This window comes from Hydrococcus rivularis NIES-593 (assembly GCF_001904635.1).
Classification (GTDB): domain Bacteria; phylum Cyanobacteriota; class Cyanobacteriia; order Cyanobacteriales; family Microcystaceae; genus Hydrococcus; species Hydrococcus rivularis.
Map to the genome: position 1 here is coordinate 25,878 of NZ_MRCB01000027.1, position 22,573 is coordinate 48,450.

The 22,573-nt window shown below is 39.4% G+C and carries 24 protein-coding genes; 21 read left to right on the forward strand and 3 right to left on the reverse strand.

The window, feature by feature from the left end:
- Positions 1-46: 46 nt before the first annotated feature.
- Positions 47-460 carry a hypothetical protein gene (locus tag NIES593_RS17825; RefSeq protein ID WP_073600863.1) on the reverse strand — a complete coding sequence of 138 codons (414 nt, stop codon included), beginning with the start codon at positions 458-460 and terminating at the stop codon, positions 47-49.
- A 35-nt stretch (positions 461-495) separates the two neighbouring features.
- Here NIES593_RS17825 and NIES593_RS17830 point away from each other — a divergent pair, with 35 nt between their 5' ends.
- The 5 genes from NIES593_RS17830 (at position 496) to NIES593_RS17850 (ending at position 6,485) form a co-directional block, all read left to right on the forward strand.
- Complete coding sequence (locus tag NIES593_RS17830; protein WP_045873833.1) at positions 496-738, forward strand: hypothetical protein; 243 nt, start codon at positions 496-498, stop codon at positions 736-738.
- A gap of 63 nt (positions 739-801) precedes the next feature.
- The gene (locus NIES593_RS17835; RefSeq protein ID WP_073600864.1) at positions 802-1,992 is read left to right on the forward strand and encodes a bifunctional 5,10-methylenetetrahydrofolate dehydrogenase/5,10-methenyltetrahydrofolate cyclohydrolase; all 1,191 of its coding nucleotides are present in this window, start codon (positions 802-804) and stop codon (positions 1,990-1,992) included.
- Complete coding sequence (locus NIES593_RS17840; protein ID WP_073600865.1) at positions 1,989-2,822, forward strand: glycosyltransferase family 2 protein; 834 nt, start codon at positions 1,989-1,991, stop codon at positions 2,820-2,822. The genes NIES593_RS17835 and NIES593_RS17840 overlap by 4 nt, the downstream gene beginning before the upstream one ends.
- A 94-nt stretch (positions 2,823-2,916) precedes the next feature.
- A complete protein-coding gene (locus NIES593_RS17845) occupies positions 2,917-5,637 on the forward strand; it encodes a DEAD/DEAH box helicase (RefSeq protein ID WP_073600866.1) in 2,721 nt (906 codons plus the stop codon).
- A 101-nt stretch (positions 5,638-5,738) separates the two neighbouring features.
- On the forward strand, positions 5,739-6,485 hold the full coding sequence (locus NIES593_RS17850; protein ID WP_073600867.1) for a hypothetical protein: 747 nt from the start codon (positions 5,739-5,741) through the stop codon (positions 6,483-6,485).
- A gap of 367 nt (positions 6,486-6,852) precedes the next feature.
- On the opposite strand, the gene NIES593_RS17855 is transcribed toward NIES593_RS17850, so the two are convergent.
- Positions 6,853-8,043 carry a hypothetical protein gene (locus NIES593_RS17855; RefSeq protein WP_139253738.1) on the reverse strand — a complete coding sequence of 397 codons (1,191 nt, stop codon included), beginning with the start codon at positions 8,041-8,043 and terminating at the stop codon, positions 6,853-6,855.
- Between the two features lie 345 nt (positions 8,044-8,388).
- Here NIES593_RS17855 and NIES593_RS25290 point away from each other — a divergent pair, with 345 nt between their 5' ends.
- From NIES593_RS25290 to dnaX, 15 genes are all read left to right on the forward strand, one after another.
- Positions 8,389-8,514 carry a hypothetical protein gene (locus NIES593_RS25290; protein ID WP_281250761.1) on the forward strand — a complete coding sequence of 42 codons (126 nt, stop codon included), beginning with the start codon at positions 8,389-8,391 and terminating at the stop codon, positions 8,512-8,514.
- A 51-nt stretch (positions 8,515-8,565) separates the two neighbouring features.
- The gene (locus NIES593_RS17860; RefSeq protein ID WP_073600869.1) at positions 8,566-9,552 is read left to right on the forward strand and encodes a bifunctional DNA primase/polymerase; all 987 of its coding nucleotides are present in this window, start codon (positions 8,566-8,568) and stop codon (positions 9,550-9,552) included.
- Between the two features lie 2 nt (positions 9,553-9,554).
- Positions 9,555-10,037, forward strand: coding sequence for a hypothetical protein (locus NIES593_RS17865; RefSeq protein WP_073600870.1), 483 nt, complete (start codon positions 9,555-9,557; stop codon positions 10,035-10,037).
- 5 nt (positions 10,038-10,042) lie between these two features.
- Positions 10,043-10,465 carry a hypothetical protein gene (locus NIES593_RS17870; protein WP_073600871.1) on the forward strand — a complete coding sequence of 141 codons (423 nt, stop codon included), beginning with the start codon at positions 10,043-10,045 and terminating at the stop codon, positions 10,463-10,465.
- Positions 10,466-10,508: 43 nt separating this feature from the next.
- Complete coding sequence (locus NIES593_RS17875; protein WP_073600872.1) at positions 10,509-11,237, forward strand: hypothetical protein; 729 nt, start codon at positions 10,509-10,511, stop codon at positions 11,235-11,237.
- The gene (locus NIES593_RS17880) at positions 11,234-11,956 is read left to right on the forward strand and encodes a prokaryotic E2 ligase family D protein (RefSeq protein WP_073600873.1); all 723 of its coding nucleotides are present in this window, start codon (positions 11,234-11,236) and stop codon (positions 11,954-11,956) included. The genes NIES593_RS17875 and NIES593_RS17880 overlap by 4 nt, the downstream gene beginning before the upstream one ends.
- 2 nt (positions 11,957-11,958) lie before the next feature.
- On the forward strand, positions 11,959-12,555 hold the full coding sequence (locus tag NIES593_RS17885; RefSeq protein WP_073600874.1) for a Mov34/MPN/PAD-1 family protein: 597 nt from the start codon (positions 11,959-11,961) through the stop codon (positions 12,553-12,555).
- Entirely contained in the window at positions 12,543-13,400 is an 858-nt protein-coding gene (locus NIES593_RS17890; protein WP_073600875.1) for a ThiF family adenylyltransferase, read from the forward strand. Before NIES593_RS17885 ends, NIES593_RS17890 begins: the two co-directional genes overlap by 13 nt.
- A 44-nt stretch (positions 13,401-13,444) precedes the next feature.
- On the forward strand, positions 13,445-14,128 hold the full coding sequence (locus NIES593_RS17895; protein WP_073600876.1) for a hypothetical protein: 684 nt from the start codon (positions 13,445-13,447) through the stop codon (positions 14,126-14,128).
- On the forward strand, positions 14,125-14,472 hold the full coding sequence (locus NIES593_RS17900) for a hypothetical protein (RefSeq protein ID WP_073600877.1): 348 nt from the start codon (positions 14,125-14,127) through the stop codon (positions 14,470-14,472). Before NIES593_RS17895 ends, NIES593_RS17900 begins: the two co-directional genes overlap by 4 nt.
- The gene (locus NIES593_RS17905) at positions 14,435-15,490 is read left to right on the forward strand and encodes a DNA methyltransferase family protein (protein ID WP_073600878.1); all 1,056 of its coding nucleotides are present in this window, start codon (positions 14,435-14,437) and stop codon (positions 15,488-15,490) included. Before NIES593_RS17900 ends, NIES593_RS17905 begins: the two co-directional genes overlap by 38 nt.
- Before the next feature lie 220 nt (positions 15,491-15,710).
- Positions 15,711-15,998 (forward strand): hypothetical protein, encoded by a 288-nt coding sequence (locus NIES593_RS17915; protein WP_073600880.1) that lies wholly within the window; start codon positions 15,711-15,713, stop codon positions 15,996-15,998.
- 111 nt (positions 15,999-16,109) lie between these two features.
- Complete coding sequence (locus NIES593_RS17920; protein ID WP_083602483.1) at positions 16,110-17,102, forward strand: DUF5895 domain-containing protein; 993 nt, start codon at positions 16,110-16,112, stop codon at positions 17,100-17,102.
- A gap of 79 nt (positions 17,103-17,181) precedes the next feature.
- The gene (dnaN, locus tag NIES593_RS17925; protein WP_073600881.1) at positions 17,182-18,516 is read left to right on the forward strand and encodes a DNA polymerase III subunit beta; all 1,335 of its coding nucleotides are present in this window, start codon (positions 17,182-17,184) and stop codon (positions 18,514-18,516) included.
- A gap of 64 nt (positions 18,517-18,580) precedes the next feature.
- Positions 18,581-19,870: a DNA polymerase III subunit gamma/tau gene (gene dnaX, locus NIES593_RS17930; RefSeq protein ID WP_073600882.1), complete on the forward strand. Its 1,290-nt coding sequence runs from the start codon at positions 18,581-18,583 to the stop codon at positions 19,868-19,870.
- A 114-nt stretch (positions 19,871-19,984) separates the two neighbouring features.
- Here dnaX and NIES593_RS17935 read toward each other — a convergent pair whose 3' ends face one another.
- Positions 19,985-20,611, reverse strand: a complete 627-nt coding sequence (locus NIES593_RS17935) for a 2-phosphoglycerate kinase (protein ID WP_073600883.1) — start codon at positions 20,609-20,611, stop codon at positions 19,985-19,987.
- Positions 20,612-20,752: 141 nt separating this feature from the next.
- On the opposite strand from NIES593_RS17935, the gene NIES593_RS17940 reads away from it, so the two are divergent.
- Complete coding sequence (locus NIES593_RS17940; RefSeq protein ID WP_073600884.1) at positions 20,753-22,570, forward strand: 3'-5' exonuclease; 1,818 nt, start codon at positions 20,753-20,755, stop codon at positions 22,568-22,570.
- Positions 22,571-22,573: the final 3 nt, after the last annotated feature.

Here is a 22,573-nt window from a genome sequence, read left to right on the forward strand (position 1 = left end):
TTATCTATATTTTCAATAAAAATTCCTAATAATGTTCAGGTTATACTTACAACTCCATATCGCAATTCCGAGTTGGAGAAAATTGATATTGCCTTTGCCTTGCAGCCGCTATTTCAAAAGAGGTATCAAATTCCGTAACCTTCGTTCCAAGTTTTAATTCCTCGTATAAAGGCACACCATCACCGTCATTATCACTAAGAAGAATCTTGGTCATGATATGAGACGGGACAACTTGCGCGAGGCGATTTAATACATTAGCAACAAACTCGTTAGATGCTTCGCAGCCATTAAGGAATCTAATCAAAGCATCAGCAATAGCCTCAGTCATCTTAGCTGGGTTTTTTACCCCCGCTTCCAGAATAAAGTCATCGTAAATAGCTTTCTCGCTATCAGTAAAATTTTCCTTACAAGCTTGTTGGATAATTAATTCAGCCTGCTGTTGTTGATTTAAAATTGTCATAGTGGTTTTTAGATATTGTTAAAAGAGTAACAGATATGACACATTATGTTTGCGATTTATATGGCAATACAAACTGGAATCTTCCAATAGAAGAAGTCACTGCTAGAACATTCAATACAGAACAAGAAGCAGAACAATGGTTCAAAGATAAGTGTTCTGGTAACAGTATTGAATTTAGTGGCTTCCATGACACTGAACGCTACGTCACCAACTGGGTTTCCTGCGACGGTAAAGAAGTTGGTGAAATCACTAAACGCCCTAGTTCCAATGAATTCTAATTAGGAATTCAGAAGATTGTTTGTACCAGACAATTTTCTCGATCAAATTTAACTCCATATTAAATGACACTCATAGACGGACAATTAATACGAGAACACGTAAAGCAAGAATGTCAAAAATACAAATCCATTTTTCAAGCATCTCAAAAAGAAGTAGCAATCATCAGATTTGAGGCTTCAGAAAATGCCGGCAACGGACTAAGAGCTAGATATGAAGCAGCGAGAATCTCAGCAGAACAAAAAGTAGCAACGTTCAACGCTATTGGCATTACTCCCAATTATATTGTGCTGTCACCCAATATTGCAGTAGAGCAATTTGACAACATTATCCAATCCATTAATGAAAATAGTAAGGTGACTGCTGCTATTGTTCAATACCCAATTCCAGCTAAGTTTACAAGTTCAATTGGGCTATTAGAACCACAAAAAGATATAGATATCGTCCGCAGACAAAGCAACAATTTCTTTGAAAGTTGTGCTACTGCTGAAGGAATCGCCAGAATTGTTGAATCCTACGCACAAAGGGATTCCAATGTTGCAGTTGTCGGCGGAGGTGGCTTTGTAGGTAATGGTGTCATCAAATATTTAGAAGCAAGTAGAATCAGCTGTTTCTGTTTGGAAGACGGTGATGACTTGAGTAGAACTTCTGAAGCTGACATTGTGGTATCTGTCACTGGAAGACAAGGAATTTTCACTCCTTATGTACTCCCCTCTCATCGCTTGGTTGTCGATGGTGGCTTTACACCTACTGCTTCTGGTGCTGCTGGCGATGTAGATCGCAGTGCTTACAGCATCCCCCAAAACATTACGCCCGTCCCTGGAGGTGTTGGCCCGATAGAAATGGCAATTTTAGCAGAACGTTTGGTAAAAATGGATTTGGGCGTAGAACTTGGGAAATGGAACTACCAGCAATTACAGCAAGAACAAATGCAACGTGCTACTATAATAGCCCCCATAGCTAGAGTGTTCTTCGCACAACAAGCAACTGCCTACCCTCAATCCATTCGCACAGAGAGAGAAAACCTATTTGTCTTGGAAGGCAGTAACTACCAGATCCGCTTCAATAGCACCACGCAAAGTTTGATTGTTGCCAGAACCAATGAAAAGCTAACGTTAATTCGGCTATCTCTTGCAAGTAATCAAATTGAAACCGCTAGAGGTATAACAAACGAGGACGTAACAAGATGGCAACAAATTCAAGCTGCGATCGATTCAACAACAACGCAATCAAATAATAGAGGTATGGAGCTTTGAAATTATCAATCATCACTGCAACATACAATAGACCTATGCAGCTTGCATCTACTGCACTGCCAAGCATTCAAAGTCAAACTGACCGCAATTTTGAATGGATCGTCATCAATGATGGCGCTAATCCTGACACCAGAGATATTATCACCAGCATTAGGGCAAAAGCTGATTTCCCTATCATCTACATTGAAATGGAACACCCTGACCCTTACAGTGGCTTTGGCTTGTGCTACGCCCGTAACTTGGGACTAGATGCAGCTGGTGGTGACATTGTTTCATACCTGGACGATGACAACAGTATAGCTCCTGAATTTGCTGCCTCAATGCGGCAGTACTTTAAACAACATTCCAATATTCGATATAGCATAGCAAGACAGCAGCGCCGCCGCGATGTCATCCGCAATGGTAATGTTGTTCGTCAAGGAAAGCCGTTTGTTTCGCCTAGCAATTGCTGCTCCTTACAGCAGCTTCTATGGCAACAAGAGATATTTGACAGCAATGGTTTCGTCCACTACCGAAGCAATGCTCCTAGATGGAACCCCCAGTTTCAAGTATTCGCAGACTACGAGTATTTGCTGCAATCTGCTTGCATCTGGGGTGAAAGTGGCTTTGGTTTCAATGACAGCATTCTTGTTAACTATATCCAGTCTTCTATTGGTATTATTGGTAGTTCTAATTATGAGCAATGGGCAACTGAGCTATCGCTAATTCTCACGAATCAAGCTAACTATTCCATTCTTAAAGGCAGTATTGTTGAACGCTTAGAACAGCTTGTAAATAGTTATAGTACCAAAGCACAAATTTCATTAACGCCAAAAGCATTTGCGTTCTGACAATATAGAGCAGAGCATCAATAGTATAGCAACAACCAAAACCACTACTTTGGACTAACGCCTACCTGCTAAAACAGCAAGTAGGTAACTTTTTATGAACCAGCCTGAATGGTTAGAAGCAAACAAGCAGGTTTATTCCAAAGAACATGGTGTTATACATATCGCCGCCATCATTGAGAAAAACCTTTACTTTAAAAAGGGTAGTTTAAATCAAATTATTTTTGACTGGGAGCATAAAGTAAATAGCGGTAATTTATTACCTCTAAACCAAGCACCAACAGGTAAAAGCATTCTCTACCAAGAGATAGCTGCTATCCTTGATGGCTCAGGAAAACTACAAAGCTGCGAAGTAATTCCTGCTCAAGAAGCTAAACTTTATCCCATCCCAGATGATATTCACCCTCTAGTTAAACTGGCCCTAAGTAAGTCAGGAATCACCCAACTATACTCTCATCAAGTCGAGGCATGGCAAGCTTACAAAAAAGGAGAAGATATAATTCTCCAAACTCCTACCAGCAGTGGTAAAAGTATCTCTTTTCTCATTCCAATCATTCATGAGTGTATAAAGGGTAAATCAGCTTTAGTATTCTTTAACTTGAAAGCACTTGCATTTGATCAGGTAGAGAAAATACGTTCCTTTGTTAGCCACTTAGATGAAAATATTCGCCCCCAGATTCTCAATATTAATGGAGATATTCCTCCTCAAGAGCGCAAACAACTTTACAGCAATCAACCCTCAATTTTATGCGTGACTCCTGATGTATGGAACCACGAGCTAAACAACTACCAATTCGATTCAAATTGGGGATTTAGAGAAACAATCAGAAAAATTTCAATCATTGTCTGTGACGAAATGCACTTTTATCAAGGCATATTTGGTTCGCATTTTGCACTACTTAATCGGCGAACTCAACTTATGATAGAGTCTGTCGGCAATGATCTTTCAAAATTACAGTACATCTTCGCTTCTGCAACAATTAGTAACAGCAGCGAAATTGCCCAGAAGATATCTAATCGAGAAGAACAAAGTAACCTTGCTATTATTGACCAAAGTGGGGCAAAACGCTCGGAAATTACTTTTATTAGCCTCAAACCACGGAACAATACATTTTACCAAACTGCCCAAGTCGCAGCCATGCTCGTAAGTAAAGGCATAGTCGGGATTTGTTTCTGCGATAGTAGGGAACTAGTTAAGGTTTTAACTAATGCCATACGTAAAGCTTTAATCGAGATGCAACTGCCCCACCTGGGAGAAACCATCTCAGCATTTTATGGGAGCATGAAGGCAAATCAGCGTAACAAAATTATTGCAGATATACAAAGCGGGAAGGTCAAGTTCATTATATCTACAAGTGCTTTGGAGGCGGGTTTAGATATTGGGTGTATTGATGCAACTATCGTACATAGTTACCCCGGCTCAATTCTTGCCTTTCGCCAAAGGGCAGGACGTGCGGGGAGGCAGGAAGCAGGACTATTGGTGTTTATTCCGTCAAAAAGGTCGATTATGGATTCTTACTACGCCAATTACCCAGAACGCCTTTTATCCGATCCTCCAGAAATTATCAACTTTAACCACAATTATGAAACAACTTTGGAGCAGCATATTCTCGCTTGTTGCAAAGAAAGTAAACCGACACAAGCTCAAATTGCCCGACATTTTGGTAGTTCTGGTAATGCGATCGCCCGACAGCTAATCGGTAATAATCAACTGATTTTCAGTTACAACCAAAGACTGACAACTAACCGAAACCTGGGTTATGTTCACTCAAAAATTAAAGTCAGAGGCAACACTGACCAAAACATCAGTTATATCAATCAAGATAGCGCGGAAGAGTTTGAGGAAAGTTCGGCATCTTCTGCACTAAGAGAAGTTTACCCTGGTGCAATATATCTTGCTCAAGACTTCGACGGCAACCCCGTACAATATAAATCACAAGAGCTAAATTTAACCGAAGGAAAAGCAATTCTCAAGCCAATTGAAGCAACCAACTTATTTAGTCGTCCCGAAGGAAGCCTAAATTTCGAGGAAATCAAAATTGCAGGGGAAGCCAAAATTATCAATCTTTCCCAAGGGGCTACTAGATTTACACCTGTTTTAGCCAAAATCAAAGAAGAAGTTTACGGGTACAACTTGTACAGGCTGGAACAAAAATGGACTTGCACTAATAACAGATGTCGCAACTTCAATTTAAATTTATCCGGACACTTACAAACTTGTCCTGCTTGTAAAACCCAACTGATTGAACGAGAATTTGTCGAACTTTTGGAGGAAAATAAATACAAAGAATCACTTGCTCTTAACTACAATACATTCTGCATTAGGGTTGAAATTAACGCTGATGCAAGAAAATACTTTGCAGCAGTAGTCAAAAATCTCCGAAAAGAGATACTCAACAAGCAGAAATACATTACCAATGAAGAAAAACAACTATTTGAAAGCAATGAAACCCAAATTTGCGTTCATACTCTCGCACATCAACTTATACTCAGCTTACCACTTGTCGAACATGGGGCAAACAGTCGAGATATAGATTTCATGTTAGTAGAAGTGCCGTCTAATACTAACATAGTTGGCTATTTCTTCGATACGTGTGAACATGGTACAGGTATGTGCGATACCCTCATCAAGTATTTAGAAACCACCTTTATTAAGGCAAAGTTTTTAGTAGATAATTGTCCTTGTAAATACGGCTGCTCATCTTGCACAACAATTCAACGCTGCCCTGATGATAACAAAGCACTGTTTAAATCAGTTGGGTTATCTCTACTAGAGGAAATAATCAATCCTACACAGACAAGAACTATTAATCAATAACTAAGATACTCCTATCCAGCTTGGGTAGGATTATCTTTTCAGTAATAAAACCACATACATCGCTTACGCGCAAGATTGATGAAAGTTTATGATAATAAGCGATGTACGTCGAACTATTAGCCGATTCAAGTCCGAACCCCAAACGGTTTCAAATTCTCCACGCACCAACATATCTACTTCTAGAAACAAATTTCCAAATAGGAGATTTTGTCGAGTCTAACAATATTGATTTTATTATAAATTATGCTGTTAATCTAGGGTATCAGGTGAAAATAACCCATCCTGAAATCCCACAATACAATGAATATCCTCTTCCCAAAATTAGTGATGAACTAGCTGATTTGATAATTAATTATCCATCAGACTTAAAACTGCGAACTAATGGGATGGTTTTTGAACAAAGGGCATATTTAATGTCTAAGGTTTACGATGAAGTGTGCCAAAATCTTGAATCAAAAGCTCTTTTAAGAGAAGCAGAGTATTGGCTGATAAATTACGCACGAGAAGTAATTGCCAAACAATGTCATTACTTACCAGATATCCTAATGAAATTAGATAACCCAACTGTGAGAGCAATGGCAATAGATACACTCATGCTCTGGCAACCAGATTGGAACAATGCTATCTCTCAATATAGAGGAAGTAGATTTGAGGCTGGCAATAATGAGTTTGAGGTTATCAGCTACTATCACAATCAAAAAAAGAAGGGTAGGGAGGGGATAATGGTACTGTGCAAGGTAACAAAAACTATGAATAACCATCTTGAATTTCCTACCTTTCCTTGCAATGCAAACTGTACTCTTGGGACTTATCAAGTCGAAAATGCACTTAACAAAAGATTGGCTTAAAACATAATCACCATCTGAAATATTTATATTATAAAAAATCAATTACTACCAGTAAATTACTGGTAGTAATAAAAAAGATGTTCAGATGACGCTTTGTGTATCATCTGAGAGTGCGATAAGCGAAGCTTAAGCCTTCGCCTATCGCAAATGTTGGATTTGTCAACACAACCCAAGCTCGACTTTATCCATTTGAAGTTGGAGCCATTCTCAACGGTGTTTGGATTGCAGCCAAGGAGCTAAACTTTTTCACACATGTGATGTTATACCGCCATCCAGAAAATTATAGAAAAAATCTGGTAAGCCAGAGCCATTGTTATGTAAAGGTTCTAGCATTTGGATAAAGTCGAGCTAAGCGTCCCGCCGATTATTATTTGGGGTTCTTTTTCTTTTGCTTGTACCGCTCTAAATGGTCAGAGAAAAAATCATTCATATCGTAGAGTCTAAAAGGGTTAGGGTTATCATGTAAGAGACTCCATCCTTGATTGCTGGCTTTCCCGTCAACAGTGCAGGTAAACCATGAATTTTCCCACTTCATGGGTAATACTTCGATCCGCTTACCCTTCTCAACATACACAGTCGCGTTAGGTGTGGTTTTGATCGTGCTGCTAGCGATCTCGCTAAGAAATCTTGCAGGTGAAAAAATAGCTTTATATCCAAAGTGTTGACCAAAGATGCACCCCAGTTCGTAAAAATCTAGATCCTGTCGTTCCTCTGTCCATCCATCACACATACATCGATATCGATGATGTAGCAAATCTCGACCGACAGCTAGCACACCAGAACGGACTAAGACTTCTACACCATATTTTTCTGTTGCAACGGAAGACGGTTTCAACCCTACAAGTGCATGAGAATAGTCAATAAACCGTGTGTCTGTTATCTCAAACCCTTTATAGGCAGTAGTATCAGCTTCCCAGTTTAAATCCCAGGTACATGAAGTTTCCCCACCCCCGCCACCAAAAAAGTAGCTTTCATCCTGAAAAAATGCTCTAGCCATTTCATCAAGGGATGGAACATAATCACTAACAGACTTCTGCCCCCATCTCTCCTCAAACTGGTTAGCGTAAATAACATTAAAGCGAATATCATCGCGATGATGTTTGAAATCTAATACAAGCAGCGTCAGGCACTCCTCAAACAGCGACGACCCATCAGTTGCGATATGGATAAACTCAAAATCAGTAAATCCCTTTCCCTTGAAAACAAAGGTATAGACAGGCTTATCTCCCCGTGAAATGTAATCTATGAACGTATCATCTTCATTGTCAATATGCGCGAAAATGGCGGCGATGCGGTTGAAGTTCCGAATCAGAAACTGGAAGATTCCGGTTTCACAAGTTACACTACCTGTTTTCACGATCGTCATGCCGTAGGGGGTTTGATAGTTGGCTTGTCGGGGCTTGTCTGACTCTAAAGCCAGCGCATATTCCACCAAGGCTGATGTAACTACCATCGAATCATTGATGAGTCCGGGACGGTGTTTGCGAATTGTCTCAATTGCCTTGGCAATCTCGTCATTCTGGACAACCTGTAAGCGAGGGCGTGAAAGTGCCATCATAACAACTTCTTTTTTGTACTCATTTTGAACTATTATACTCAAAATGAGTATAAACACAAGAAGATTAAACTCAGATATTGCACCTAGTCAGGTAAACACGTAAAAAACAAATGAAGATAGCAAAATATCACAGCAGTTGAAGAAGCACGACTAAGTATAGCTCCGTAGTTAAATAGACTAAACAAGGCAGGGATGCTACATATTCAGCAACAAAAACGACTAGTTGTTGGGATGGTGCTGGGAGCATCATCGGCAAGAGATATGCTCAACATAAAATTGTCACATTTGCCTTTGAGACTGAAAATATGGGAGAAAAGGCGTGAAATACGAAAATAACTTTGCAATATGTGCCATTACGGACTGGCAATTGAGGATAATTTCTACGTTAAGAGAAATATAAAACAAATGATGGGTAGAGTTCGCATCATTCAAGTAGAACCAGAGCCAACAGAAATGAAAACCACTACATAAACTAACGCAATAATTGTGCAGGAGTCATTCAATAAAAAGTTTTATGAATTCATGCACGCCCAAATCCGTCATTTGGTATCTTCGCTTGACAACTTACCCCAAGAATGGCGAATCGTTCCTACCTTTGGTAAACGTCCTTTAGGGAAAGGATGGGAAAAAAATACTTACTCTCCCAAAGAACTACAAACTGAACTTGTCCGCCGCCGATTAAAATTTTGGACAAATAACAGATTTATCACCCCCACTGGTATAGCCTTGGTGTGCGGTTTCAATCATCCTCAAGGATACTTAGTAGCTATTGACTGCGATGGAGAAACATCGTGGCAACAAATCATCCAAATTAACGAGCATTCTGAACCAGGAGAACTCAACCAACTAACACGCGAAACTTCTACAGAATCGTTATGCGATCGCGCTCAAAAATATCTTCCTCCCACAATTGCATTTACCTCTGGGAGGAAATATCGCAGCCAACGCTTATACCTCATCCCAAATTCAAAAGCTTGCGATGTCAAATCTCGCAAAATCAAAACTGGGAAGGACGAACACCTGGAATTTCGAGGCAAAAACCTAGCTTCAATCCTCCCCCCGTCCTTTCACCCAGAAGGTAGAAATTACAAATGGCTTCCCGGCTGTAGTCCATCTGAACGCCAAATAGAAATAGCTCCTGATTGGGTAATTGCCCAAATGCTTGCTAAACAGGAGAAAACAAGAAAGTTTAACCTACCCAAAGAAAAATATAACCGCAGATATGGGGTAGATAGGTACGCTCATTTAATTCCCTCAATAGAAACCAATATCCAGACTGCACTTGTACTACTCGAAGTCATCCACCCTCGATTTGCAGATGATTACCATTCGTGGATTCAAGTCGGGATGGCACTCAAGAGTGTTAGTCCCATTTTATTTAAAGCATGGGACACCTGGAGCCAACTTTCTCCTAAGTACAAACCAGGCGAATGCGCCTACAAATGGCAGTCTTTTAACAAGACAGGTATCACTATCCGCACCTTATTTAGATTAGCCAATCTCTCTTAATCATGAGTAATCAAACATCACCTGACGAGAATGTAACTGGCTTTGAAGATAACTATAGCAGTAAAGATTTCAATCCTGATATTCAGGACGATCTAAATTCAGAAGAAACATTAGATGAATCAGTAAATACTGAAGTTATAAGTCAAGATTCATCTAGCGGGATAACTTTTACCAAAACCGCCATAATAACAATTCAGTTAACACCAAATTCTGAAAAAGCAATTGTCTCAATTGGAATTCAAGATGCACCTCCAATCATAAAGATAATTCCCCTAGCTGAGATTAAATCTCAGCCTATCATAAATAACTGGCTAAATGATTTAGAAAAATCTCTCCCGGAAATGCTAAATATCTGCAAACAAAGGATGGAAAAGCAGACTACAGAGCAGAATCGACAGGAACAATCAAAACAAGTACAAAAGCGTAACCTACCTGAAGATAAAGATAAGAAACCTGCACCTAATAACCAACTGTCACTATTTTAATTACCATGAAGTACATTGCTATTATCGAAGGGCAAGAAATTCCTCTGGATGAGGCGATCGCCCAGGATGACAATACCCTCAAAACAGCGATTAGCGTCTACTTTCCAGAGTATGCTAATGCCGAAATTGAACGACAAACAACTGATGATACAGTTTCAATTCGTTTGGTGAAAAAAGCTGGTACTAAAGGAAGTCTATTTAGAGAATTGAACAACTGTTTTGAAGAAATAAATCCTGCACTAAAGTTAGGATGGCAGATAAAGCTTCTAGAGATAAACAGTCAAATTAGTCTCGAAAATTTAATTACCTTACAACCTGAGATAGATAAAGCTATCAAGCTCGGTCAATCTTGGGAAACCTATAGCGAAAAAGTTGCTCAAAACCTTAAACAGCAACCCGCTATTAGGAGTAAATATCCTGTACTGTAATCACAAATCTATAGCCGCTATAACTCGTAGCGGCTGATTCATTATGCTTGGCAATATCTACTCATTCAAAATACCCATTACTTGTATAACAGCAGTTAATTATCTAGAAAATCTTTCCGAACGAGTTAATATCTTGAGTCTGTATCAAAGATTATTTCCAGAAAAATGGTTAGAATCAACCATACCTATTAATAAACAATCACATCCATCAAGTGCTTACCTAGATAGAGAAATTGAATTTATTAACCTAGTGAATGAAAATTTATTCCCAATAGAATATATAGATGAAATCGAGTTTAATTCCGAACGTGATAGTATTCTAGTTTCACCACAAAGACTTGAATGGTGGAATGAAGATTTTGAGGAACTGGTATACTCGGAGAAGTTCCTACTTTCATTGATGGGGCAAGGGTACAATATCAACCAATGGAAACTCAATTTTGGTTTTACTCCTGACTACATTGCTCCAGCAGAAGAAATTTACTTCGAGAAATTCGTAAAGCTGTGTCGTCGTTACAAAAGTCCCCTGCAATATTTAGATATAGCCATACGAATTATAGATTACTCAACTGAAAATATTTGGCTAGATATTACGTGTGAAACAAGCGATTGGCTGGAATGGACTTATGAGAATATCGTATTTCTCGCTCAAAAGTGGCAAGAAGCCGTCTTGATGATAGAGAAATCAAATGAGGTTAGCCATTTGTTAGAAACATCTCTTTCTGCTCGAAAAGCAGCAGTGAAAATTTGGAATCAAGCATCAAAAGCATGAATGTAGACATAAATATATTACCAATAATTAACTTAGAAAATATCTCCCAAATTCTGCTAGCCAATATTCCCCAAGATGATTTACTAGGGCAGTTAATTATTCTCAAAGGACAGTTTATTTTAGTCGAACGCGAAGGCAAAGACTCTAAATACAAATTCTTGTCTCCTGAAGCAGTAGAGAAAGCCTTCACAAGTAAAACTGCCGCATCTGGATGGCTTTCTAGCAACACGATTTGGTGGGGTAAAAATCCAGAGGGAGAGGCCATTATTCAATTTTACTCTCCCCAAAAATATCAAATTCAAATTATAGGACAGGAACCTGAAGTAATTACTGTACCAATGCCTGCATTCTTATTTGCTGGATGCGGTAGTAGATACTACCTGTGGGCAGTTAAAGGGAGGGTATTTAAACCAGACGCACAACTGTACAAGCCTCCTCTACCTAACATTTGGGACGACTCTAGTATTTGCTTTGGGGGAAATTCTCTCAGTATGTGCAGTGCTGCAACCATAACCCAAGTTTGGGATCTGTTCTGGAAATCACCTTTTAACAAGGATTTGTCTCAAGGCAAGTCAAAAACTCATCCTGATAATATCTGCAATCAACTAATCAAATTGCACGAATCTAAAGCTAAATCCTACCCTTCAAGTGACCTTGTTCCCGTTCATAGCTGGAAAGTCACAACCCCAGAAGACATTATCAATCATTTATTCAGTTAACAATGAATCCTTTTATCGGTTATCACCTCGCTACAAGTAATAACTTTCCTCCCTACAGTCAAAAACTCCAGGAATACTGGCTGGCAGCAAATGGGCTTTTCTTGCGATCGCACCGCCGCGAGTTAGAAGTTTGCTTGCAACTAACTCAAACTCAAGTCGCTGGACTCCAACCCCTTGAACCCTACTTTCGTCTGAAAGTCCCAAAAGTCCCCAGCCAAGCGATCGCCGAGATTATCAATGCTGCCAGTATCAACCCCCAACAGGAAATCCTATTCTACTTGGGAGTGACAAACAACCAATGGTGGTGTCACACACCACTGCAAACCGCGTCCTCTACTCACGTCTTATCTTTAGAAAGCGCACTCAATAAAAACTATACAGATGGCTTTGTGGAAATGCACAGTCATGGAACTCTAGCTGCTTATCCTTCAAGTGCAGACAATCAAGAAGAAAAAGGCAAATTTCGAGTGTTCGCGATTATTGGCACACTGAATACCATTCCCACAATTTATACCCGCATCGGGATATACAACCACTTTTTCGACATCAACCCCAATCAAATATTTGAACTGCCGCCACAGGTAAAATGCTCGAATTAACTACTTACCAACAAGCTTTACCCGTCTTACCTCGCAATCATACTCGTATCAACTTCGTCTTAGTAGGAATAGGAGGAACAGGCGGGTTTCTTGCAGAAGATTTATGTCGAATTATTCTGCAACTCCAGCGCACTAGGAAAGAAATTAACTTTGCGATCGTTGATGGCGATACTGTCGAACTCAAGAATATCAGCCGCCAAAATTATCAACAAGCTGAAATTGGGCTACCAAAGGCAGAAACACTGGCTGCAAGATGCAGTGCCAAGTATGGAATAGAGATTACAGCCGTTTGCGACTGGTTTGAAGAAGATATGATTCGCACGGCTAGTTGGTGGAATACCCTAACGATAATCATTGGTTGTGTAGATAACAGCACAGCTAGAAGCAAAATTCACTCTGTTCTCAAAATCAACAGTGCAAATGAGCCAGCATCTCTATTTTGGCTGGATTGTGGAAACAGCAACTACTCTGGACAAGTAGTAATTGGAACGCACTCTAATTTTGATATAGTCCAAGCTGCCAATAACCCAGACAAACCTCAATTCTGGTTGCATCTTCCCTCTCCGGTGCTGGTTCACCCAGAACTGCTAGTTCCTCAGCCAGAAGAACTTAGCGACAACAACCTTTCATGTGCAGAAATCCAAGCACGGAATTATCAATCACTATTCGTCAATAAAATGACGAGTGCGATCGCAGCCCAGTATTTACTAGAATTAGCCCTCACTGGGGGGTTGAAAAAGTTCGCCAGTTATTTTGACCTCAAAGCAATGTCAACCCGAAGTTTATATACAAGCATCAACCAACTTAAAAAATACTATAATCCGCAGCTAAATTACCACAAATAGCTTACGCATATATATCCCAAAAACTAAATTTGGGATATATTTTCATGAATCGTTTTAATCACAAAACACTTGAACTAGTTGAACAGAATCCAGAATGTTTATCAACGATAAATTATCGTAATCTAACTGTCAAAAGTGAATCTGAAGTTGCTGGCGGTCAGTTTCACCTCATTATGCAACAAATTGGGTTAGGGCTACCAGTCGAAGCTTTATTAAAGGCATACCCCCAAATTAATAACTGGGTCGATAAGGTAAAACCTTTTCTAAATATTCCTGGCAACAAACAATGGAACGCCCAACTTCAATATTTATACCACGATATTCTTCTCTACAGCGAGTGCGACCTCATTATCTACAGTGAAAATCAAGTAGTTGGGTTTGACTGGACAATTCAAAAACCTCTTAAATTTGAAATTATTGAGAGCAAGTGGCAAACTCAACTGAGGTTATTTCTCCTATACGAACAAACTGGAATACCATTGGAGCAAATTAGCCTGGTTTACCTGTTCGTTAACACTGATAGTATTTACCAGTTTACTTATTCTGAAGATAAACATTTAAATTTCAAAGCCCGGCTAGAAGAAACACTCGCTCCTTTTGTAGAAGATGATAAAGAGAAAAAACTTTTAACCCACAAAATGACCCCTCAAGAAGCACATGACAAATGGCTAGCAAAAGAAATATCAACTATGGAATATTTAGCAGCAATTCCTGAAGTTGAAATATGAATCCAACAGAATTAAATATCACGAAAATCGAACTCACTCCTAACAGTGGTTGGACGCTCAATATTCTCTCGTGTCGGGTAGCGACTATTACTGACCCCTTGGGAAATAGAAAAACCAGCTATTTCGGGTTCGATACCAAAGAACAAGCCGAAAAGTTTAGAGATTGGCTTGTCAGAAAAAACAAATGTAGTAGTGCAGTTATCCGTCACTCAGAACGATTAGCTACTGAATGGGAGGTAAAAGCTTGGAATGTACCAACCTCCCTAATTCTTGAATGCGCCGTCAAAGATTTAAAGGAATCAAGTAATGCAACTATCTCTACTAAATCTACCCTACAACGATGATAATTCACCCATAGCAGATATTTTTAATATTCCTAACTTAGAAAAAGCAGAATTCCTCCGTAATTTAGCTGCTTCCATGCAGTCAACAATCGACCAAAAGAAAAATCCTGCTATTGGAAATCAAAGGGCGACAAAGCGTCGTAAAACTATAGCTCAAGGGATCATCCAAGAAGGAATTGAACTTGAGATTATCCAGTCTTGGTTATTTGCGATCGCACAAATGTGGGAAGTAGGAAATATCCCACCAATACTACGCGGTATATCTCACAAATCGCAAGTAGAAGCCCTATTTAGAATTTTCCAAATGGGAGAAACAATTCAGAAAGTCCACGAAAAATTGGCAGGCGAATATTACCAAGACTGGGTAAAGTCTTTAAGTCGCGCCGGATTACATATACCAAGCGAAATCATATCCGCAATAACAGAAATTCAACAGGTAGTAAAACCTGAAGCAATTGATACTACCAAGCAACTACTCAATAAGCTTGAGTTAGAAATCATTGGCATGAAAGATGGAGATTTCTTCCCTACTCCTAAACCAGTCTGTCAACGGCTTGTTCAACTGGCAGATATTAAACCAAATTGGCGAATTTTAGAGCCTAGTGCTGGTAGTGGAAATATTGCTGAGTATATCACTAATACCTATCCTAATGTTCAACTAGAGGTGGTTGAGATTAATTACGATTTACGACAAATTCTAGAACTCAAAGGATTTAATCTCGTAGGAAAAAACTTTCTGGAGTTTAACCCCAGTCATTTATACAATGCCTGTATCATGAATCCTCCATTTTGTGAACTTGTCCAACATATCTACCAGGCTTGGAAGTTACTCGTAACGGGTGGTGTATTAGTTTCAGTTATACCTGAATCAGTTTTCTTCAATCGTAAGTACAAAACCTTCAAAGGCTGGCTACAAGCCAATAATAGCTATGTGGAAATGGTAGATAAAGATGCCTTCTTGAGTTCAAATAATCCTACAAACGTAGCTACCAGAATCATTAAACTCATTAAACCATAGTGTACTACAAGCGTATGGCATACTGCCAAATTGATCAAACTAAATATGTCACGTATATTTTCCCTATATGGGGACAATATATGAGATACAAAATCCTTACACAGCAAGAGTTAGAAGTAGCACTTAATAAGTGCAAGCTTGCTGGTTGGAAGGTCAGTAATATCACCAAACTTAGTAATAAAATGCTTGAAATTAAACCCCAACGAACAAGGAGATAAATATGGCAATTGAAACTATTGCTTCTTATAGATTTATTCCTGGTAAAGACAGTCAAATAACCAGTTATGGATCTCCTGAAGAACAAACAGTCGCAATTCATAATTCAAGCATGGCATCTGTGTCACTGACTTTCACAACTGAAAACACATCTGTTCTTAGACAAATTATCATCAGTCTTCAGCAAATATACCAGACACTTATAAATACTAAAACTGAAATTATTCAGGGAGATACTTGCATTGACAGCTTTACAGACTTAAGGGGAGAGTGTGATGAAAAGTTCATCTAAATAACTAAGCATCAATCAATCTTTCAAGTCGTCTTAACAACAGACGACTTTTATTTTTTACAACGACTTTTTGCTTTACGCATTAAAGATTGATTTCAATTAATTAAAATTATGCCAAAAAGTCAAACAAAGCCTACTAATTCTGCTACTGAAGAAAGCGCAGTATCCCAGTCTGAACCCCCTGAACAAACAGTTCAGAATAGTACAAACATACAAAAGCGTAAATTAGCTATTTCTAAATTTGCAAATCCTGAGTACAATGCGCCGATTAGTAACATCTGCATCTGCCAAGTCATTAACCACATGGAAGCAGAAAAAGTCGGGTTGTTTATCAAAGATAAATACTTAGCAGCAATTAACTGGCAAGGACAAGAACCTACACACAAGCACACCTTCTCTAGTGGCACGCCAGAAATGGGAGTATTGCTGCAATCGCCCAGGATGCACATTCTTGATGTCTCTCCCAGATACATTGAACAGCGCGATGACGGCAAAATAGTAGGAGTGTACGAATCACCTGATGGGTACGAAATGTACCAAGCACTTGGCAAAGATGCCGCAGTATTGAGAAGGTTCTACTTATTGCAACTTGTTGATGAAAATAATCATAACCTGCACTCAGTACCAATTGTCTTATCAATTAAAGGCGTTGCATCATCAAAATTTGGCGAGGCTTATAAACAGTTCCAACGCGAACTAGAAGTTGCATTCGCCCGATTTACTGATACAACTGTCGCTGAAAAACGTGCAGAGTTTCATCGCCTCGGTGTATTTCAACCCACCTTTACGCCATCTCTTGAACCTAAAGAAGCAGTCAATCAAAGAGATAAATCTTGGGTAGCAGTTGTCACTTCTTATAAATCACCAAACCCCGATGGAAGCGATTTTCTCGAATTCTTCTCAGAAGGCAAAGAAATCGATATCCAAACAACAATGCAGGCAAACCCCGAATTCTCTCACCGCATCGGTAAAACATCAACCGTTGTAGCAGAACATAATCGCCTGGTAGGTGCAGCTGATATGGCAGTAGCAGCACTTCCTCCTAGTACAGCAGGTCAAGCTTATACAGCATACAGTACTGAAATGGAAGAACTGCCCTACTAAAACAACTATCTCATTTAACCGAAAAGGGTGCTAGAAATAGCGCCCGTTCAAACATCATCTACTAAAAGCAAAATAACAAATGAAACTAAACATTGAACAATCTAAACTTGCAGAAATTTTAGAAACCGCTTATCTCGCAATTAGTCCTAAGCCTACTGACCCAATTTTAGGAAATATCTTACTGATAGCAAATGAAGATGGGATAGTATCAGCAACAGGAACAAACCTTAACCTCACAATTCATACTACAACGACCGCTAATGTAGAAACGTTAGGTCAGGTAGCACTACCAGCCAAATTATTAACTGACACTATTAACAATGTCAGAGGAGAAATTACCTTAGAGGTAGAAAACCAAGCCTGCATAATTACTCACAATAGCGGTAAATGCCGTCTGATTGGTGGAAAACCTGAAGAGTTTCCAACTATTCCCAAGGGAGAAAATCCAATAGAAGTAAATTTAAGTGCCAAGAAACTCCAAGCTGCACTTGAAGGGACACTCTATTGCACCAATGGTGACGAAACAAAGTTAGTTTTAACTGGTGTCAACTTCAAAATTGATACCAACAAGTGGCAAGCTGCTAGTACAAATGGTCACAAATTAGCACTAGTCACAGGAATACTTGATAGCGAATATTCTGACCCAATTGACTTTACTGTTCCAGGTAAGTCACTTAGCGAGTTAAACAAAATTCTCTCTCAAAGTGCCGATACAAGCGTGTGCAATATTCTTCTATCAAATAAAACTATTGAGTTTAGTCTTCCTAATACAAAGGTCATTTCCCGACTTTTAGAGGGAGAATACCCCAAAATCAATAGTTTGATTCCCAGAACATTTGAGTATGAATTTACATTAGAACGCAAGGGATTTGAGAGCGCACTGAAGCGGGTAAGTTATCTAGCTGAACGCAAGCAAAAGGTTGTCAAAATTCTCTGGGAATTGGAAGCTACACAGGCAACACTTTACACCGAAGCTACTGATATCGGGGATGCAGTTGACTCGGTACTGATGAAACCAGCAACTAATCATTCAGAAAACATCAGTATTGGATTAAATATCGACTACCTTATCGAAGGATTGAAGCACATCAGTACTGACGAAATCGTGGTGCGGTGTAACAAACCTACGCAACCAGTCATTATCTGCCCAATGGGAGGACTGCTCAATCAGCTGTATCTGGTAATGCCTGTAGAAATTAAGCAGGGGTTTGAAAAGGTAAATAACCAAAGTACAAAGACAGAAGCCAGCACTCAACCTGAGCCTAGCGCTGAAGAAGTAACAGATGTAGTGCAGGCAACAAATGATAGTGAAAATTCTCAAATAGAATCACCATCTTTAGTGGCGAAAGATACTACTAAAGGTAAGTCAACCTCACGCTCGTCACGAACGAAAAAAGAAGCCGCGACTGCTTAAAAATTAAACTCCTTATCAGTGCAGTTGGTAAGGAGTAAATAAAACACTTTTAATCATCAAAACTATGTACCAACCACTACATCTCAAATACCGTCCCCAGACTCTTAGTGAAGTTATTGGGCAAGAACATATCGTTCGCACTCTTATAAATGCGATCGCACTCCAAAAGATTGCACCTGCTTACCTATTTAGCGGCCCCAAAGGTACAGGTAAAACCAGTACCGCCCGCATCATCGCTAAATCTCTTAACTGTCAGTCAAGCAATGAGCCGACAACTAAGCCCTGTGGAGAATGCAATTCATGCAAGGGAATTACAGCATCTTCTTCTGTTGATGTAACCGAACTGGATGCAGCAAGCAATAGTGGGGTAGAAGTGATCCGAGACCTTATATCCACTATCCAGTTTGCACCAGTGGAGGGTAGATTCAAAATATTCATTATTGATGAATGTCATGCCCTAAGCACCCAATCGTGGCAAGCACTCCTCAAAACCATTGAAAGCCCTCCCCGTCATGTAGTATTTATCTTCTGCACAACCGAGTTACACAAAGTTCCAGAAACCATTGTCTCCCGTTGCCAAAAGTTCGACTTTAAGAGAGTTCCTGTCTCGCTAGTTGCAAGCTACCTAGAACAAATATCTCACCAAGAAAGTATCAACATTGCACCATCAGCAGTTACCGCCGTAGCTAAAGCAAACAAAGGACATCTGCGCGACTCACTCAAACTATTAGACCAGTTAACCTTACTAGGTGAAGAGGAAATTACCTCTAACTGGGTTTGGGAACTATCAGGCACTATTCCCGAATACGATTTACTCACTGTCTGTGAAAATATCATCAAAGGAGAAATTACGGGCAATTTAGGCATCCTTCAAGATTGGATTGAATCTGGTAAACAGACAACTGCTATCCATATAAGTCTTGTCAACTTCCTCAAAGACTTACTTGTGTGCAAAACTAATCTCAATAGCAGACATCTTACACAGCTAGAAGAGGACACCTGGGAGGAATTAGTAAGTATCTCGCAGTTGTGGAATATCGACCAGATCCGAAACGCGATCGCACTTTTAATGGCACGCCAAAATCTCATGCGGGATGAAGACGCGCACCTTTGGTTGGAAGCTACATTTATCGAGATAGTGTCAACCAACAAGGATAGTCACCAATCACAACCCTGGAAAGATTGGAAAACTGCTCAAGATGCGATTAACTGGGGCAAGGAACAGTTACCTCACTTAACACAAACGCAGTTACAAGAACACTGGCAAAAGCTGACACCTATTAATGGTAAAAAAGCACCTGCTTGGGTAGAAGCTGTCCAAAAGCTGCAACAAAAACAATTACAGCAAGCTTAACTGTAAACAGGGTTATAACTATGGTTATAACCCTCTATTTATGGTTCTTCAGTAACAATTAAAATGCCAAAACTACTAAGTGGCTTAATATTTATTTTCTCTTAAAAACCCCATTTACCAAATCTGTATCACTTCCATACATTTTTTTAAAAGTTCGTCTGCCACTGACACAGATTCTACGTCAATACATATAAATCCGAGATGTTCAACCTTCTCCCTCATGCGTTTATTATATAATAGGGTACGGTCTAAAAACTTTTGAATTAGGTGCTTTTTATCCTCACTTACATTATAAAAATTACTTTCACTAAAGATTCGGTAAGAGAAGAGTTCGTCACTAGCCGTAAGCCAAATCGCTTTAACACCATTTTCGCTAACTAAATTCGCTACAAATTCAGGCCATAATGCAGAGCCTTCAAGGATAAGGCATTCCGTTGATAAATCAGACGCATGAGAATGAACGATAATCTCGACTTGCGGTAACACATTTTTCTCATAATGCGACAATACATCTACAAAAAGAGCGTCAACAGACAAAGTTCCATAATGTTCTGCTACGTGTTCTGGAATAGCATTTCTATTTGCACCCACCCAAGGATGTCCAGGATGCCGAGCGAGTTTGTCTGTAGAACGATAACTCCAACCAAGCCTCGCCGCCAAAGATTGGCCAAGGGTGGATTTGCCTACATGAGAGGAGCCACCAATTAAAATCACTCGTGTTTCATTGCTTAATTCATACATAAGTACTGATTAACCATACTTATTTCTGTATTTATTTAATCAAATAACCAAATAAATTAACATTTACTACCACAGCAGCATACGCAGTTAAATTGATAGTTAAAAATTAATATCAACATGAATTAGGAAAATCTCTAATTAATGAATTATAACCACAGAGATTTTGTAAAAAAATCTAGAGGGGGAATCGTTGTCGATGAAGACAAACTAAACATTTATTGGAAAGACCCCTCTCCAATAAAACCTTGGCAGCCCAAAATACAACTCAAGCCGTATCAGGAACTTTTACAAATATTTGTTGATATTGAAACAGCAGGAATCAACCCATTTGAAAGCCGTATTTATGCTATTGGTTGTATGGATTCAAGGGGATATTCTACTATTTTCATGGATATCTCAGAAGCTAAAATACTGACCAAATTTATCAACCATCTCAGTAAAAGAAATCCAGATGTAATTTTCACATATAACGGGATGGCATTTGATATTCCATTTATTATTACTCGATGCAACTTGCACGGTATAAAACACCCATTTCAAGTTGCATCCAAATCTCGGACTATTCGTACCGCCCAAGTACGGGGCGAGCCACTAAAAATTCAGGAGGTGTTCATCCGAAATAGCCAACACGTAGACATTTATATATGTGTTCTGAGGTGGGATTTCATAGCCAAAAAGCTAACTAACGGCAGATCGCTCAAAAAGGCTGTATTGGACATGGGACTGCGCCAGAACACTAGGCTAGTTCTTCCCTATGAGGAAATCCTCACTTGTTGGAAAGATGGCCCCAACAGTAAGGGATGGAAACGCCTGAAAGAGTATCTTGTGTACGACCTCGAAGACACCCGGCTAATTGCGAATAGACTTGTACCCTCATACTATTACGAAGCACTAATTGTACCAGAAATGAACCTCCAGCAGCTAACACTTGCTGGTAATGGTACTAAATGGGAGCGAATATTTGAGCATCATTATCCAGGTTATAAACCAAAACCTGATCGCAAGTACAAATTTCAAGGAGGGATGGCTTACTCTATTCCTGGGCTGTATAGAAGGGTTGGATATGCAGATATTAGCTCAATGCACCCTTGGGCAATGCTAGACAAGGGTATTTGCTCAATTAAAGATACAGAACGTATTGGGCTAAGTATTCTGCAATATTTGGTGAATGAAAAATCTAGGCTGGAACAACTTGCATCTGCTGGAGATGTTGCTGCTAAGGAAAAAAGAGAATCCGTCAAGGTTTTAGCTAACTCTGAGTTTGGATTCTTAGGCACCTCTGAACTCGCCTTCAATGATATGGAAGCTGCTGCATTAGTTACAGCCTACAGTCGAAAAGTACTCAAGCTCATGATTGAAATTATCACTCGGCACGGTGGTACTCCTGTGGAAGTTGACACCGATGGAGTGTTTTTCACACATCCCAACCCAGAAGAGGTACGTAGTTTACTTCAATCTCAATTGCCTAAAGGGATAACTGTCAAGCTAGAGTTTATCGCCGACGCTATGTTTATCCCCGAACGGGGAACCAAAAATTACCTTTTATGGCTTCCAGACGGGAAAATCATCACTAAAGGCAACTGGCGCAACCGCGATCGCTCTCAATTGGAGAAAGAGTTTTCTATTGAGTATTTAACCCTGCTAATTCAAAATGTATCAGTAGCAGAAGATTATTATGCACACATCAAATCCCAGATTTTATCAAGGGAATATCCAAAAGAAAAACTTGCAATCACACGCAAAATTAAAGAGGGTGAAAAAGAAATCCTCAAACTAGGGAAACCTGGAGATGTAGTCACTTACTATTACGGAATTAGTGGCATAACCAATATCAGCAGTAATGAGAATTACTCACGTCAATACTATCTTCACCTTATTGAAAAAAGGCGAGAAGAAATTCTTAAAATAGCTGCTCCTGCAACACTAGAAAGTAACAAACGTCAGTTATCTCTTTTCTAAATG